The organism is Streptomyces sp. 8P21H-1, from assembly GCF_013302945.1.
Window position 1 is genome coordinate 1 of the sequence record NZ_JABTYA010000144.1, and the last position, 14651, is coordinate 14651.

10 protein-coding genes are annotated in these 14651 nt (G+C 73.4%); 8 read left to right on the forward strand and 2 right to left on the reverse strand.

Going from position 1 to position 14651, the window contains the following annotated elements; genetic code table 11:
* Window positions 1-238 precede the first annotated feature (238 nt).
* From HO151_RS02520 to HO151_RS02540, 5 genes are read left to right on the forward strand one after another with little or no spacing between them, the layout of a single operon-like run.
* Complete coding sequence (locus HO151_RS02520; RefSeq protein WP_173894492.1) at window positions 239-1789, forward strand: NAD(P)/FAD-dependent oxidoreductase; 1551 nt, start codon at window positions 239-241, stop codon at window positions 1787-1789.
* 2 nt (window positions 1790-1791) lie between these two features.
* On the forward strand, window positions 1792-5139 hold the full coding sequence (locus HO151_RS02525; RefSeq protein ID WP_173894493.1) for a ferritin-like domain-containing protein: 3348 nt from the start codon (window positions 1792-1794) through the stop codon (window positions 5137-5139).
* A complete protein-coding gene (locus tag HO151_RS02530) occupies window positions 5136-6440 on the forward strand; it encodes a cytochrome P450 (protein ID WP_173894494.1) in 1305 nt (434 codons plus the stop codon). Before HO151_RS02525 ends, HO151_RS02530 begins: the two co-directional genes overlap by 4 nt.
* Window positions 6437-7219: a VOC family protein gene (locus tag HO151_RS02535; protein WP_173894495.1), complete on the forward strand. Its 783-nt coding sequence runs from the start codon at window positions 6437-6439 to the stop codon at window positions 7217-7219. The genes HO151_RS02530 and HO151_RS02535 overlap by 4 nt, the downstream gene beginning before the upstream one ends.
* Entirely contained in the window at window positions 7219-8403 is a 1185-nt protein-coding gene (locus HO151_RS02540; RefSeq protein ID WP_173894496.1) for an FAD-dependent oxidoreductase, read from the forward strand. The genes HO151_RS02535 and HO151_RS02540 overlap by 1 nt, the downstream gene beginning before the upstream one ends.
* Before the next feature lie 95 nt (window positions 8404-8498).
* On the opposite strand, the gene HO151_RS02545 is transcribed toward HO151_RS02540, so the two are convergent.
* Both HO151_RS02545 and HO151_RS02550 read right to left on the reverse strand, forming a co-directional pair.
* Window positions 8499-9254, reverse strand: a complete 756-nt coding sequence (locus tag HO151_RS02545; RefSeq protein ID WP_173894497.1) for a bifunctional 2-polyprenyl-6-hydroxyphenol methylase/3-demethylubiquinol 3-O-methyltransferase UbiG — start codon at window positions 9252-9254, stop codon at window positions 8499-8501.
* On the reverse strand, window positions 9251-10288 hold the full coding sequence (locus HO151_RS02550; RefSeq protein ID WP_173894498.1) for a methyltransferase: 1038 nt from the start codon (window positions 10286-10288) through the stop codon (window positions 9251-9253). Before HO151_RS02550 ends, HO151_RS02545 begins: the two co-directional genes overlap by 4 nt.
* Before the next feature lie 392 nt (window positions 10289-10680).
* Here HO151_RS02550 and HO151_RS02555 point away from each other — a divergent pair, with 392 nt between their 5' ends.
* From HO151_RS02555 to HO151_RS02565, 3 genes are all read left to right on the forward strand, one after another.
* Window positions 10681-11910: a cytochrome P450 gene (locus HO151_RS02555; RefSeq protein ID WP_173894499.1), complete on the forward strand. Its 1230-nt coding sequence runs from the start codon at window positions 10681-10683 to the stop codon at window positions 11908-11910.
* Between the two features lie 617 nt (window positions 11911-12527).
* Window positions 12528-13199 carry a response regulator transcription factor gene (locus tag HO151_RS02560; RefSeq protein WP_173894500.1) on the forward strand — a complete coding sequence of 224 codons (672 nt, stop codon included), beginning with the start codon at window positions 12528-12530 and terminating at the stop codon, window positions 13197-13199.
* 80 nt (window positions 13200-13279) lie between these two features.
* On the forward strand, window positions 13280-14651 hold a 1372-nt coding region (locus tag HO151_RS02565), incomplete at its 3' end, for an AfsR/SARP family transcriptional regulator (RefSeq protein WP_173894501.1).

A 14651-nucleotide genomic window follows, 5' to 3' on the forward strand; every position in this document is an offset into this window, starting at 1 on the left:
CACGCACCGCGGCGCCCTGCCCCCTCACGGGCCGGGCGCCGCGGTGCGGTGCTGTGGGCGGCGGGCGTACCGCCCCGGCCGCGAGCCCGTATCCAGGCGGCCTGGAGAACACCGGCACACGGCCACAGCCGGGCTTCAGATCGGTTGGAGGCGGACCCGGCACACTTCTGACTCCCCGGCCGTCCGGAATCCGGAACGACACATTGACGCAGACGCAGACGCAGAGGAGTCGTGGGCCATGGCGAAGCGGTCCCGTGCACCAGGCCCGGACCTTTTCCACCCCTCGTCCGGAGCGGGGGACCACCCACCGGGAACCGCGGCCGCCACGGCCGGCCCGCCGATCGCCGCCGACGGCGGCGAGAGCAAGAGAATCGCCATCGTCGGAGCCGGCATCGCCGGTCTGGTCGCGGCGCACGAACTGGAAGGGCTGGGGCATCAGGTCGAGATCTTCGAAGCCGCGGCCCGCATCGGCGGCCGGGTGCACACCCACCGTTTCGGCACCGGTACCGACGCGCCCTTCGTGGAACTCGGCGCCATGCGCATCCCGGCCCACCACACCCTCGCGATGCGCTACATCACCCGGCTCGGTCTCGCCGACCGCAAGCGGCCGTTCAAGACGCTCCTGGCCGAGGCCGACACGTACCTCAGGGTCGGTGCCGGATACACCCGGGTCCGTGACGCGGCCGAGGCACTGGTCGCCCACTACTTCCGCGATCCGGTCCACTCGGGCTACCGCCGGGAGACGCTGCTGTTCGCCGCGTGGCTCACCACCGTGATCGACGCGATCGCGCCCTCCGACCTGCGCAGGAGCATCCGCGCGGACCTGGACGCCTGCCTGCTGGGCCTGCTGGAGCGGACCGGTGTGCACGCCTACCTCTCCGCCGACCGCAAGGCGGACCTGCACGCGTTCTTCCAGGCCCACCCGGAGGTCAGGTCCGCCTGCAGCGGGGCCCTGCGCTCCTTCCTGGGGGACATCCTCACCGAGACCAGCTCGGAACTGGTCCAGCTGAGCGGCGGGATGGGACAACTCGTCGACCGGCTCGCCGCCACACTCGACGGGCTGATCCGCCGCCGGCACGAGGTGGTCGGCCTGAACGCCCGCGAGCACGACGTCCTCATGACCGTGCGCCGCCAGGGACGCGTGCGTACCGAGCGCCGGGACTACGTGCTGTGCACCATGCCCTTCTCCGTCCTGCGCCGCATCCACCTGCAGGGCATCGACAGCGACAAGCTGGCCGCGATCCGCGGGACGGTGTACTGCCCGGCCACCAAGGTGGCGTTCCTGTGCAGGGAACCGTTCTGGTCGCACGAGGGCATCACCGGCGGGGCGTCGTTCAGCGCCGGCCTGGTCCGGCAGACCTACTACCCGGACGTGGAGGGAGATCCGCGGCGGGGGGCCGCGCTGCTGGCGAGTTACACGATCGGCGACGACGCGGACCGGCTCGCCGGGATGACCGCCGCCGTCCGGCACGAGACCGTCCGGCGGGAGCTGGGGAGGATGCACCCCGAACTGCTGCAGCCCGGCATGGTGCTGGACGCGGTCAGCCTGCCGTGGGGCCGGCACCGGTGGAGCGCGGGCGGCTGCGCGATCCGCTGGGACGGCGACGCCTCGGCGGGCGAGTCGCAGCGGATGCGCGCCGCCCGGCCGCAGAACCGCCTCTTCTTCGCCGGGGAGCACTGCTCCTCGAAACCGGCCTGGATCGACGGCGCCATCGAGTCCGCGCTCACCGCCGTCGGGCAGATAGCGCGGCACCGGTCCGGTACCCGGACCGTGGTGGGGGCGGGGTGACCATGAGCGTCTTCGACCTGCCCCGGCTCCACTTCGGCGGCCACGCGGTCACCAGGCTCCCCACCGGGCTCCGCAACGGCCTGGTCGACCTGTCCGACCACTCGGTGCTCACCGACGACGGGCCGTTCCCCGCGGAGCGCCCCGCACAGGAGTACCACGACTACCTCGACGCCCGGGGGCCGCGCTTCGACGCCTCGGGACGCCTGACGCCGGACGGGCCCTTCAGCGCCTCGAAGGGCTGGAACTTCCGCGGCAACGGCCACTTCTGGATCGACGCCACGATCGTGAGCGCGGAGGGCCCCGACGGCCCCGACGGCCCCGACCGCCGGGATCCGGTCGTCGGACGCAGCGTGGACATGTGGGGCCACCACAACGAGTACCTGGCCACGACGTTCAACCGCGCCAGGGTCTTCGACTGCGACCCCGCCTCCGACTGGGCCACCACGCTCATGGTCGGCCAGTTCTGCTTCGGCCGGCGCGGACGGTCCCACGAGGTCGGCTACATGCTCGTCGGCGACGTCACCGGCACACAGCCGCCGCGGTGGCACAACTTCCGCCACCTCGTGGACGCGGGCGACCACTTCCTCGCCGCCGAGTTCCGCCGCTCGGCCGTGCACCAGCTGGTCGTGCGCAAGGACACCGGCCTGGAATGGCTCCCGGAGACACAGGCGTCACCCGTGGTGACGGCGTTGCGGGCGGCGGTGGACCGGGACGACGTGGCCGGGCTGGTGGTCCAGTTCGCCCTGCGCAACATGTCCGCGCCGACGGCACCGGACGAACCGAACTTCTGGAGCGTGCACGGCACGATCGCGCCCTGGTACGAGCACGAGTTCGCCACCTATCCCGCCGGACGGCTGCTGTCCCCGCGGCGCGCCGGCCGGCGCGGGAGCGGCGTGCTGCTGCACAACCTGGGCGTGGCGGGCACGGAGCACGGCGCGGTCCTGAACATGATCACCGCCGTACCGGTCCGCCACCGGGCCCCGGCGGCCGGGCCCGGACCGCTGCACGCCCTGGGCCCGGTGGCGGACCTGGGCGACCTGGAACTGCGCACCGTACGCGGCGGGCATCTGCTGGCGCGGATCCCCGGGGCGGCGTACACCGCCGAGCAACTCGCGCTGACCAGCGGCATCGTGACGGTCCCCTGGGCGGGACCGGACGCGGCCCCGCGGTACGCCGCCGCCGAGCAGGCACTGTGCCTGACCGGGACCACCGCCGACGGCGAACGGGCCGTCCTGCTCGTGGAGGAGGAGGTCAACGTCCAGGCCGACGACGCCTGCCTGGTCCTGGACCACCCCGACCGGCGCGACGGCGACGACCACGCGCGCGAGATCGAGGTCAGGTCCTTCGTCAGGGGCGTGCCGGCACCGGTCGACGCGATCCGCGTACGGCAGTTCTTCAACCCGCGGGCGCTTCCGCTGGACGAGGTCGCGGCGGACCCCCGGGCGAGGTGCGGGGACCTGGAGGTCTGCGGCCTGCGCGCGGGAGGGCTCGCCGGTCCCGGACCGTACGCGGCCGAGTGCGTCGTCGCCACCGACGCCACGGGCCGGGGCCGGTTCACCGTGCGCGGCGCCCGGGCCGGGGGCACGAGGATCCTCCTGTCACCCGGCCCCGGGGACGAGCCGTGCGACCTCCTCGCGCCGGGCTCCGCCCGCAGGGCCTACGACAACGGCGACGTGCTGGGCCACTGGGCCGCGGCGGGCTCCCTCGTCGTGCGGGTCCTGCCCGACGACCGGCACCTGGACGACGTGGAGGACGTCACCTTCGACCTCGTGTACCGCGAGGTGTTCGCCTTCTACGAACTGTGCACCTCGTTCATGCGGCAGGACGTCTTCAGCCTCGCGGACGAGTGCAAGGTCGAGACGTACGCCCGGCTCGTCTGGCAGATGTGCGACCCGCGGAACAAGGCGAAGACGTACTACATGCCGTCCACCCGGGACCTGTCGGAGCCCAAGGCCCGCCTGCTGCGGAAGTACCTGCGCGGCCTGCAGCGCCCCGGCCCCGTCATGGCACCGGCGGCCCCGGGCGCGGTACCGCGCCGGCGTCCCGGCAGGATCACGAGCCGCACCGGCCTGTGCGCGGCGCTCCGGCAGGCCGCGACCGCCGAGTTCGCGGTGATGATGCAGTACATCTACGCCGCCTACTCGATCCCGACCCATCGCACGGGCCAGGAGTACGTACGGCGGGGACTGTGGACGCCCGAACAGCTGGCGCTGCTGTGCGGTGACGGCACCGAGAGGCTCGACCACGGGCTCAGGGGAACACTCCTGACGGTGGCGAAGGAGGAGATGATCCACTTCATCGCCGTCAACAACATCATCCTGGCCATCGGCGAGCCCTTCTACGTCCCGGCCACGGACTTCGCCCGGATCAACCGTGAACTGCCGATCCCCCTGGAGTTCGCGCTGGAGGGCTTCGGCACCGGCTCCCTGCAGAGGTTCATCGCCGTCGAACAGCCCGAGCACCTCACCGCCGACCTCCCGGCCGACCCCTGCGGCGGGCCCGCGGCACCGCACCGGGCGCGGGGCTACGCGTCACTGGGCGAGCTCTACGCGGACCTGCGCGAGGCCGTCGCCTCCCTGCCGGACCTGTTCCTGGTCGAGAGGGGACGGGGCGGCCCGGAGCACCACCTCTTCATGCGCGGGTCGGTCAACGCGGTCCACCCCGACTACCAGCTCCAGGTCGACGACGTGGCCAGCGCCCTCTTCGCGATCGACTTCGTCACCGAGCAGGGGGAGGGACACGTCCTGCCGCCGGCGGGCGAGCCGTCCGGCCCCTCGCACCACGAGACGTTCCTGCGGGCCTACAACGCCCTGAGCGAGGAGCAGATCAGGTGCGCCGGGACCGGGCGGACGCTGTGGGACCCCGCCTATCCGGTGATGCGCAACCCCACCCTGTCCCGGGCCGCCGACGCGACGAAGGACCTGGTCACCGACCCCGAGGCCAGGGAGGTGATGGAGCTGTTCAACCACTCGTTCTTCATGATGGTGCAGCTCATGGTCCAGCACTACGGCTGGACCCCGGACGCCAGCCTGCGGCGTTCCGTCCTCATGAACGCGTCCATCGACGTCATGACGGGAATGCTGCGGCCGCTCGGCGAGCTGCTCGTGACCATGCCGTCGGGACGGCGCGGCAGGACCGCCGGCCCCTCCTTCGAACTGGGGGACCCGCCCGGCTACGTGGCACGGCCGGACGTGGCGTTCCGGGCGATGGCACTGCGCTTCGAGCACCTGGCCAGGCGTGCGGCGAAGTGCGCCCGCGTGCCGCAGAGCGTGCCGGCGCTGATGACGTTCTACGCCGACCACTTCCGGCGCGAGGACGTGCTCCCCGGCGGAGCGGGAGGCCGGCCATGACACCGCACCCCCTGCCGGACTTCGCGCCGTCGGCCCTGCGGGACATCGCCGACCCCTACCCCGACTACCGCCGGTACCGGGAGGGCGACCCGGTGCACCGGGTGGCCGCGTCCGGCGCCGGGGGAGCCGGCACCTGGTACGTCTTCCGCCACGACGACGTCTCCCGGGTGCTCAGGGGCCGGGACTTCGGGCACGACGCGCGCCGCGCCGCGGAGGAGGGGAACCGGCCGGTCGTGCCCGCCCGGCACGGCGTCCTGCGCTCGATGGTCGAGGACTGGCTGGTCTTCATGGACCCGCCGCGCCACACCCGGGTACGGGCACTGCTCGCCGGTGCCTTCTCCGGCGACGCCGTGGCCGGCCTGCGGAGCCGCGTGGACGAGATCACCACGGACCTCCTCGGCGGTCTCGCCCGCCGGTCGTCCGTCGACCTCGTCGAGGCCTTCGCGGCCCCCCTGCCCGTCCTGGTCGTCTCCCACGTCCTGGGCGTCGGCGAGCGGCACCACACCTGGCTGCGCGAGTGCGCGACGGCCGTCCAGGAGGCCAGCACGTCGCGCGGCGGACGGGCGCCCGACGCCTACGCCGCGGCCGAGTCGGCCGCGGCGGAGCTGTGCGCCTTCTTCCGCCGCGAGCTGGCCCTGCGCCGCACCGGCCCGCGGGACGACCTGCTGACCGTGCTGGAACAAGCCTGCGGGACGGACGGCCCGCTGACCGAGGACGAGGCGGTCGCCAGCTGCGTCCACCTCCTGACGGCGGGTCATGAGACGACGACCAACCTGATCTCCAAGGCGGCGCTGGCCCTGCTCGCGCACCCGCCCGTACTCGCCGACCTGGCAGCCCACCCCGCACTGCTGCCGTACGCGGTGAACGAGTTCATCCGGTACGACGCCCCGGTCCAGATGGCCTCACGCTGGGTGTACCGGGAGGTGATGCTCGGCGGGCACCGCATACGGCCCGGTGACAAGGTCCTCCTGGTGCTGGGGTCGGCCAACCGGGACCCCCGCCACTGCCCGGACCCGGACACGCTCGACATCCGGCGGCCCGCCGCACGCCACCTCGGGTTCGGCCTGGGCCGGCACTACTGCCTCGGCGCCGGCCTGGCGACCCTGGAGGCGGAGATCGCCCTCGGTGCCCTGACCGGGGTGCTGCCACGGTTCCGGCTCGCCGGCGCGGGCGTCACGTACGCCCGCGACCTGGTCTTCCACGGCCCGTCCCGGCTGGTCGTCGAGGCCCGTCCCCTTCAGCGTTCCTGGGCCCGGCCCACCAGGGAACCACCAGACCGCGCTGGAACCATGGATCCATGACGGAAACGAGAACCGAGTACGCGTCAGGTGTCTTCTGCTGGGTGGACCTCTCCAACCCCGATCTCGACGGAGTCGTACGGTTCTACGGGGAACTGTTCGGCTGGGACGCCCGGACCCTCCCCGGCAGCGACCGCTACACGATGTTCACGCGCGACGGCGAGCCGGTCGCCGGCGTCCTGCCCCGGGAGCTGGAGGGCCGGCCCCCGGCGTGGAACACCTACATAGCGGTGGCCGACGCGGAGGTCGCGGCGAAGGCCGTCGAGTCCGCGGGCGGACGGGTCCACCGCCCGCCCGCCGCCGAACGCGACCACGGTGTCGTCGCGGTGTGCTCCGACCCCGAGGGCGCGGTGTTCTTCCTCTGGCAGTCCCTCGGCTTCGCCGGTGCCTCCCTGGTCAACGAGGTCGGCAGCTGGTGCTGGAACGAACTGCTCAGCCGCGACCCCGAACGCGCCAGGGAGTTCTACCCGCAGGTGTTCGGCTGGCACCACGAGACCGAGGTCTACGACGGGCTGGCCTGCACCAAGTGGTCGTCCCACGGCCGGGTCATCGGCAGCATGGTGCCCCTGGAGGAACAGCCGGACACCCCGCCGCACTGGATGGTGTACTTCACCGTGGCCGACCTCGACGACGCCACCGCCAGGGCCACCGCGCTCGGCGGCGCCCGGGTCGCCGGGCCGATGGACGTCGGCACCGGCCTCGTCGTCCTGCTGCGGGACCCCTACGGCACGGTGTTCGCCGTGATCAGGATGGCGGACGAGCCGGACACGGCTGCCGGCTGATGCACGCCGTGGTGTGCGGCGCGGGCATCGCGGGGCTGACCGCGGCCTGGTGGCTGGACCGGCTCGGCTGGCGGGTGCTCGTCGTGGAACGGGCGCCCGCCCTGCGTGACGGCGGGTACGTCATCGACTTCTTCGGCTCGGGCTACGACGTGGCCGAGGAGATGGGGGTGCTGGACCAACTGCGCGGGGTCCACCAGGAGGTGCTCGGGATCGGCTACATGGACGCCGGAGGGCGCCGCCGCGCCGGCATCGTGTACGACACCTTCACCCAGGCCGTCGCCGGACGGGTGGTCAGGGTGCTCCGCGAGGACCTGGTGCACGCCCTGCACGACGCGCTGCCGGACACGGTCACCGTCCGCTTCGGCCGCACCGTCGACCGGGTGACGCACCACGCCGACGGCGTGGTGGTCCGCCTGGACGACGGCACGGAGTGCGAGTCGGACCTGCTCATCGGCGCCGACGGGGTGTACTCCCGGGTGCGGGCGCTCGCCTTCGGGCCCCGCGGCCACTACGTGCGTCCCCTGGGCCTGCGGGTCGCCTCGTTCGTGCTCCGCGACGACGTCGTACGGGACGCTCTCGACGGCGAGTTCCGGATGCTGGCGCTTCCCGACCGGCACGCCGGCGGCTATCCGCTGCTGGACGGCCGGGTGGCCGCGGTGTTCATGCACCGGGCCCCCGACGGGAAGACCGCCGGCGGACTGCCGCGCGACCCCAGGGCGACGCTCTCGGCGGCGTTCGCGGACCAGGGCTGGGTCGTGCCGCGCCTGCTCGACGCCTGCCCGCCGGACGCCTACTACGACTTCATCGCGCAGACGCTCCTGCCGACCTGGCGGGCGGGCCGGGTGGTGCTGGTCGGCGACGCCTGCCAGGCGGTGTCACTGCTGGCCGGGCAGGGGGCCTCGCTCGCCATGTCCGGTGCCCGGCAGCTGGCGGGGCACCTCGCCGAACATCCCGTGCCCGAGGCGCTGAAGGCCTACGAGGAAGGGCTGCTGCCCAGGATCACGGCCATGCAGCGCTCCGCCCGGCGCAGCACCGCCTGGTTCGTGCCCGGCAGCCGGCTGGCACTGACGCTGCGGCACAACGCCCTGCGGCTGGCGGCGATGCCGGGGGCCGCGGCACTGCTGCGCACCGCGGTCGCACCGACGCCGCACGCCGGAGTGCGTACACCGACGCCCACACGCTGACGGCCCGACGCCCACACGCTGACGGCCCGACACCCATTGGGTGACGGGCCGTCAGAAGGCGGGCGGCGGACCGCCGGAAAGCGGCTGGCGAACAGTCAGGAAGCAGCCGGTGCCCGCCAGGACATGGCGCAGTTGTCGGGGTACGGGCCGTCGGTCAGGTCGCAGCCGGGGAAGATCTCCGCGCAGGCCCGGTGGAAGTCGTCGCGGGTGGGCGGCGGCGCGGCGGCGACCGTCTCCAGCCAGCGGGGGTCGAGCCAGAAGCGCAGCAGGTCGGCGGTGGCGTGCGGGTCGCCGGTCGTCCCGTACAGGTAGCGCGCGGAGCCGAAGGCGCGGTCGACGTGCCAGTCGGGCGAACCCCACTCACCGGTGTCGACGGCGGTGTAGACGACGGCCACGCCGCCCGGGGCGACCAGCGACCGGATGTGGCGCAGGGCGGTCTCGAAAGGGGCCGCCATGTGGAAGCCGTAGACCGAGAGCACGGCGTCGAAGAGGCCGTCGCGCTCGGGCGTGACGTCCAGGTTGCCGCGTGCCTCGTAGCTGATGTGGGGCCGGGCGCGGTCCTTGCGGGCCCGGTCGATGATGCGGCCCGAGATGTCCACGGCGAGGACGCTGCGGTAGTGCTCGGACAGCAGGACGCTGTGCCGGCCCGAACCGCAGTTGAGGTCGAGGGCGCGCTCACCGCCGGGCAGCTGGGCCGGCAGCCACTTGTCCAGGGCGCTCTCGGAGCCGCCCCAGGCCTCGACGAACCGCTCGTACGGCTCGTCCATGGCGGCCCAGAACTCGTCGGCGGTCTGCGTGTCCCAGATCGATGTGTGCTGCTCAGCGGGTGTGTTCATGGCGGGTGTGTTCATGGGAGGGGGGACTCCTTCGGCATGGCTTCGACGATGTCCACGGCGGGCAGCCGGACGACGCGGCCGAGGCGCAGGCCGGCCCGGTCGAGGAGCCGGGCGTGCTCGGCCTCGGTACGGACCTGGCCCCCCGGCAGCGCCATCATCTGCAGGTCCAGGAGAGTGCCGAAGGAGGGCTCGCCGGCCGGGCCGATGACCGTCTCCAGCACCAGGAGCCGGCCGGTGGGCGACAGCGCGTCGCGGCAGTTGCGCAGGATCCTGACGGCGTCCTCGTCGGGCCAGTTGTGGACGGTGTGCTTGACGGTGATCAGGTCCGCGCCCACGGGCACCTTGTCGAAGAAGTCACCGGCGACGAACCGGCAGTTCGGCAGCGGCCCCCCGGCGCCCTGCCGGGCCTGTTCCACCGCGACCTCCTGATCGAACAGGATCCCGGCCAGGTGCGGGTGCCGGGTGAGGATCGCGGACAGCAGGGAGCCGTTGCCGCCGCCGACGTCGAGCACGACGTGGACGTCGGAGAAGTCGTAGGCCGCGGCCACCGCGTGGCCCTGCTCCCGGGTCAGCTCGCGCATGGCCTGGTTGAAGCGCGCGGACTCCCGCGGGCGGTCGCGGTAGTAGTCGAAGACCGACTGCCCGAAGCGGTGCTCAAAGGCGGTTCCCCCGGTGCGGACGTTGTGCAGGAACGAACCCCAGGCCTGGTACTGCTCCTCGCCGGTCACCAGCAGCGTCGAGCGGACCGTGTCGGGGGAGTCGCCGCGCAGCGGTGTGCCGCGGTCGGTCAGGGTGAAGCGCTCCCCGGAGTGTTCCCGTACCAGGCCCAGACCCGCGAGCGCACGCAGCACCCGGTACAGGGGACGCTCGGCGGCACCCGCCTCGGTGGCCAGTTCCCCGACCGGCCGCGGGGTGTCCCGGTCGAGCAGATCGGCGACGCCGAGCTCCGCCACGACGTACAGGGCCTGGGTGATCCAGAACCCGACGCTCATCCGGATGATCGCGGCTTCGGCGGACAGGCCGTCCGCGGCGGGACCGGTCGGTGGCATGCGATCTCCTGGGTGATCGACGCGGTGTGACGGGGGAGCCCGGTGCCGGGCCGGCCGCGGCCTTCCGCCCCCGCTCGGCTGGGCAGCACACTAGGCCGCGTGGCGGGGCCCGACAACGCATCCCGGACGGGGGGAAACGGAGCGGGCCGAAAGGTGTAGCCGGGTACATCCGGCGGCCCGCGCCGGACGGTTCCCCCCGGCCCGGGCCGCCGGGGCTGGACGCCGGCTGGAGACCGGCCGTAGGCGTCCTGCAGGACCCTCCGGCCGCGGTTCCCGTGCGGCTCCCGGTCACTAGAGTCCCGGCATGGCGGACCGGCGTGTGCCCTGTGCCGCCCATCGTGCCGCCCCATCCGGACGGCCGGCGCCGGCCGAGGAATCGGAAGGAACAGGTCATGTCGGAGCAGACGCCCGATCCGCTCTTCCCGTTCGACACACCTCCCTCGCAGGAGACCGACCCGGTGCTGGCACGGCTGCGCGCCGAGGACCCCGTACCGCGCGTGCGCCTGGCGACGGGACGCGGGGCCCGGCTCGCCACCAGGTACGACGACGTGCGGCAGGTGCTGTCCGATCCCCGGCTGAGCCGGGCGGCCAACGACACCCCGAGGCCCCCGGTACCGGTGCCGGTCAGCATGCAGGACACGGAGTCGATCTCGAACCTGGACGCACCGGAGCACACCCGGATCCGCCGGCTGATCGCCAAGGCGTTCCCGCCCGAACGCACCGACCGGCTGTCCCCACGGGTGGCGGCCACGGTGGACGGGCTGCTCGACGGGATGGCGGAGCAGGGGCCGCCCGCCGACCTCGTCACGATGCTGGCCAACCCGCTGTCGGCGGCCGTGATGTGCGAACTGTTCGGGGTCCCCGGGGAACGGCGTGAGGAGCTGCGTACCTGGCTGGACACGGCCACGGGTGTCACCGGGGCGCCCCTGGAGGAGATCTCCGTCGCCATGCAGCACGCGAGCGACTGCCTGGTGGAACTCGCCGAGCAGAAGCGGCGTCATCCGCAGGACGACCTGCTGACCGCGCTGGTGGAGGCGGCCGACGAGGACGGGGACCGGCTCAGCCCGCGAGAACTGATCATGCTCGTGTTCATCATGTTCGTCGGCGGGAACCACACCACGTCGGTGCAGCTGACCCGGTCGGTCCTGACGCTGTTCCGGCACCCGGACCAGTTGCGCGTGCTGGTCGACAAGCCCGAGCTGGTGCCGAACGCGGTCGAGGAGCTGATGCGGTTCACCCCGATCGGGCCCGGCGCGTTCGCGCGGACCGCGCTGGAGGACGTCGAGCTGTCCGGGGTGGTGGTCCCCGCCGGGACGACGGTCCTGCCGGTGACCGCCTCGGCCAACCGCGACCCGGCCGTCTTCGCGGATCCGGACCGGCTCGACCTGACACGGGCCAACGCCAAGGAGCACATGCAGCTCGGGGCCGGACCGCACGTCTGCCCCGGCGCGGACCTGGCCCGCACGGAGCTGCGGGCCGCGCTGGGCGGACTGCTGGCCCGGTTCCCCACACTGCGGCCGGCCGTGCCCGAGGCCGAACTGGAGTGGGAGGTGGAGCGGCAGGGTGAGTGGGACCTGGACCACATCATCGTCATGCCGCGCGCCCTGCCGGTGACCTGGTAGCACCGACCCCGGCCCCGGCCCGCCCGGCGCGGGACGCCGTTCCGCACACCGCGATGACCGCCGTGCGGCGGCCATGCCGTCACAGCCGTCACAGCCGCCAGCGCCGAGGCCGCCCGGACCGCACCGGGCGGCCTCGGCGCTGGCGCACCACACCCGTACCGGAGACGGGGCGCGGGCCGCCCACGCGTGCCCGGACCCTCATGCCGACAGGAAGTCGGAACCGCTTACCGAAGGATGCCCGACGGGCCCCGTTCACCGCCGGTGAGCCGGCCCCCTCGCCGTACGGGTGCGACGGGTGCGACGCGTGTGCCGTGGACACCGGCCGGCACTGGCGGACGCCGCGAGTCTCTGGTGAGGTGAACCCGAGGGGTTCCCGTTCCTCGTCGGGCCGCTGTGCGGACCGCACGGGCCGCTTCCCGTGCGTTCCCGCGCGGAAGACCCGGGAAGGACCGGGAAGGCCCGGGAAGGCCCGGGAAGGACCGGGAAGGCCCGGGAAGGGCCGGGAGGTCCGGAAGGCGTCCGCGGCGGCGGCCCGCAGAACCGCGGACCCCCTCGGCTCCTCGCCCGCCACGCCCGTTCACCGCGCCGACGACAAGCTTGCCGGAGGGCCCTGCGCAATGAGCGAAGTCGCTGTTCTTCTGCTGGACGATGACAGGCTTTTCCGCGAGGGGATCCGCGAAGTCCTCAACGGGGCCGGCGGTATCCGGATCGTGGGGGAGGCCGACGACGAGGGCGGCGCGGCCCGGCTGGCCCGGGACGGGTGCCCCGACGTCGTCCTCCTCGGACCGGACACCTCCGCCGCGCTGTCGGACCGGGCGATCCGGCAGGTGATGGGAGCCTTTCCCGCGGCCCGCCTCGTCGTGTTCGTCGGCGAGGAGGCGTGGACCGTGCCCCGGCTGATGGCGCTGGGGGTGAGCGCCTGTCTCGCGCGGCGCTCCAGCGCCCATGAACTGGCCTCCGTACTGCGTACCGTGGCCTACGACGCCGATCGCGTCGTCCTCTCCGTCCCGCGCGGCACACTGCGGTGGCTCGAAGGCCGTGACGGCCTGCTCTCCCGCCGGGAGGCGGAGCTCCTCGCGCTGGCCGCGGACGGGGCCGGGAACGCCCGGATAGCGGAGAAGCTGTTCCTGTCGGTCGGCACCGTGAAACGGCACTTCAGCAACATCTACGCGAAGCTCCATGTCTCCTCCCGGGCCGAGGCGGTCAACGTCGCCCTGCGCTCCGGGCTGATCACCTGTCGCAGTCGCCCTGTGACGTGGTTCGAGCACGTGCGCGAGTTCCAGGACTGACTGCCCCTCGTCCGGCCCGGCCGGCCCGCGCGGCCACCCCGGCGCGCGGCCGGCCGGCGGAAGGAAGGAACGGCACCGGAATGGATCACAGGACGGACCGACGACAGGCGGTGCCGGAGTCGGTCCCTTTCCCGCCCTACGAACCGAGGAAGCCCGCAGGGTCCAACGGGAGGCAGGCCGCGGCCCACGACCTGCACATCTCGGTGCTCGGACCCCTCGAAGCACGGCACGGCGGCAGACGGCTCGCGCCCGCGCCGCCGAAGATGCGTGTCGTCCTGGCGCTGCTCGCCATCAACCCCAACCGGGTGGTGCCCGCCGACACCTTCGTCGAGGAGCTCTGGCCGCACGACCCGCCCGTCAGCGCCGCGGACACCCTGTACACCTACCTCTACCAGCTCCGCAAACTGATACGCAGGGGCGGCGCCACCGGTGACGCGGCGGCCGCGATCGCCACGCAGAGCCCGGGCTACATCCTGCGCGTCGACCCGGCGAACGTCGACGCCGAGCAGTACTTCGTGACGGCACGGCGCGGCCAGGAGGCACTGGACAACGGTGACGCGGAGTCCGCGTCGGCCCTGCTGCGCTCGGCGCTCGGCCTGTGGCGGGGCCGGCCCCTGGCCGACGTCTCGACCGGCACCTTCCTGTCCTCCTACACCGCCCGGCTGCAGGAGTCGCGCCTGTCCACGCTGAGCCAGCGCATCGCCGCCGATCTCAGCCTCAAGCGGCACGGCGACGTGGTCGGCGAGCTGCGGGCGCTGACCGTCGAGCACCCGTTCAACGAGCGGTTCAGCGGCCAGCTGATGATCGCCCTGCACGGGCTGGGGCGCCGGGCCGAGGCCCTGGAGGTCTACCGGAACCTGCGCGAGACCCTCATCCGCGAACTGGGCCTCGAACCGTCGTCGGAGACCAGCCGGATCCAGCACGCGATCCTGCGCGCGGACGCGGGGACCGAACTCGTCCGCGGCCGGCCGGACATCGCCCTCCTGAGGGCGGCGCCCGCCCAACTGCCGCCGGACATAGCGGACTTCACCGCGCGGGAGGAGCAGGTCGCCAAGCTCCGCTCGCTGGTCTGCGCCGCGCCCTCCCTCCGGCAGACCGCCCCGCGGGTGGCCCTCGTCACGGGCATGCCCGGGGTCGGCAAGACGGTGCTCGCGGTGCACGTGGCGCACCAGGCCAGGGCGCGCTATCCCGACGGCCAGCTCTACGCCGGTCTGCGCACGGACAACGGCGCCGCGGCGCCGGTCGAGGACGTGCTGGCCGGCTTCCTGCGGACGGTGGGACCGCAGGAGGGCCGGCTGCCGGACTCCCTGGACGAGCGCACGCGGCTGTTCCGGACGTGGTGCGCCGACCGCCGGGTGCTGGTCGTGCTCGACGACGCGGTGTCGGAGGCGCAGGTGCAGCCGCTGCTGCCCGCCGGCAGCCGGTGCGCGGTCATCGTGACCAGCCGCCGCC

What these genes read in the sequence shown, in the direction of transcription:
- HO151_RS02520 (WP_173894492.1), top strand. Translation starts at nt 239, where the DNA reads ATGGCGAAGCGGTCCCGTGCACCAGGCCCGGACCTTTTCCACCCCTCG.
- HO151_RS02525 (WP_173894493.1), top strand. Translation starts at nt 1,792, where the DNA reads ATGAGCGTCTTCGACCTGCCCCGGCTCCACTTCGGCGGCCACGCGGTC.
- HO151_RS02530 (WP_173894494.1), top strand. Translation starts at nt 5,136, where the DNA reads ATGACACCGCACCCCCTGCCGGACTTCGCGCCGTCGGCCCTGCGGGAC.
- HO151_RS02535 (WP_173894495.1), top strand. Translation starts at nt 6,437, where the DNA reads ATGACGGAAACGAGAACCGAGTACGCGTCAGGTGTCTTCTGCTGGGTG.
- HO151_RS02540 (WP_173894496.1), top strand. Translation starts at nt 7,219, where the DNA reads ATGCACGCCGTGGTGTGCGGCGCGGGCATCGCGGGGCTGACCGCGGCC.
- HO151_RS02545 (WP_173894497.1), bottom strand. Translation starts at nt 9,254, where the DNA reads ATGAACACACCCGCCATGAACACACCCGCTGAGCAGCACACATCGATC.
- HO151_RS02550 (WP_173894498.1), bottom strand. Translation starts at nt 10,288, where the DNA reads ATGCCACCGACCGGTCCCGCCGCGGACGGCCTGTCCGCCGAAGCCGCG.
- HO151_RS02555 (WP_173894499.1), top strand. Translation starts at nt 10,681, where the DNA reads ATGTCGGAGCAGACGCCCGATCCGCTCTTCCCGTTCGACACACCTCCC.
- HO151_RS02560 (WP_173894500.1), top strand. Translation starts at nt 12,528, where the DNA reads ATGAGCGAAGTCGCTGTTCTTCTGCTGGACGATGACAGGCTTTTCCGC.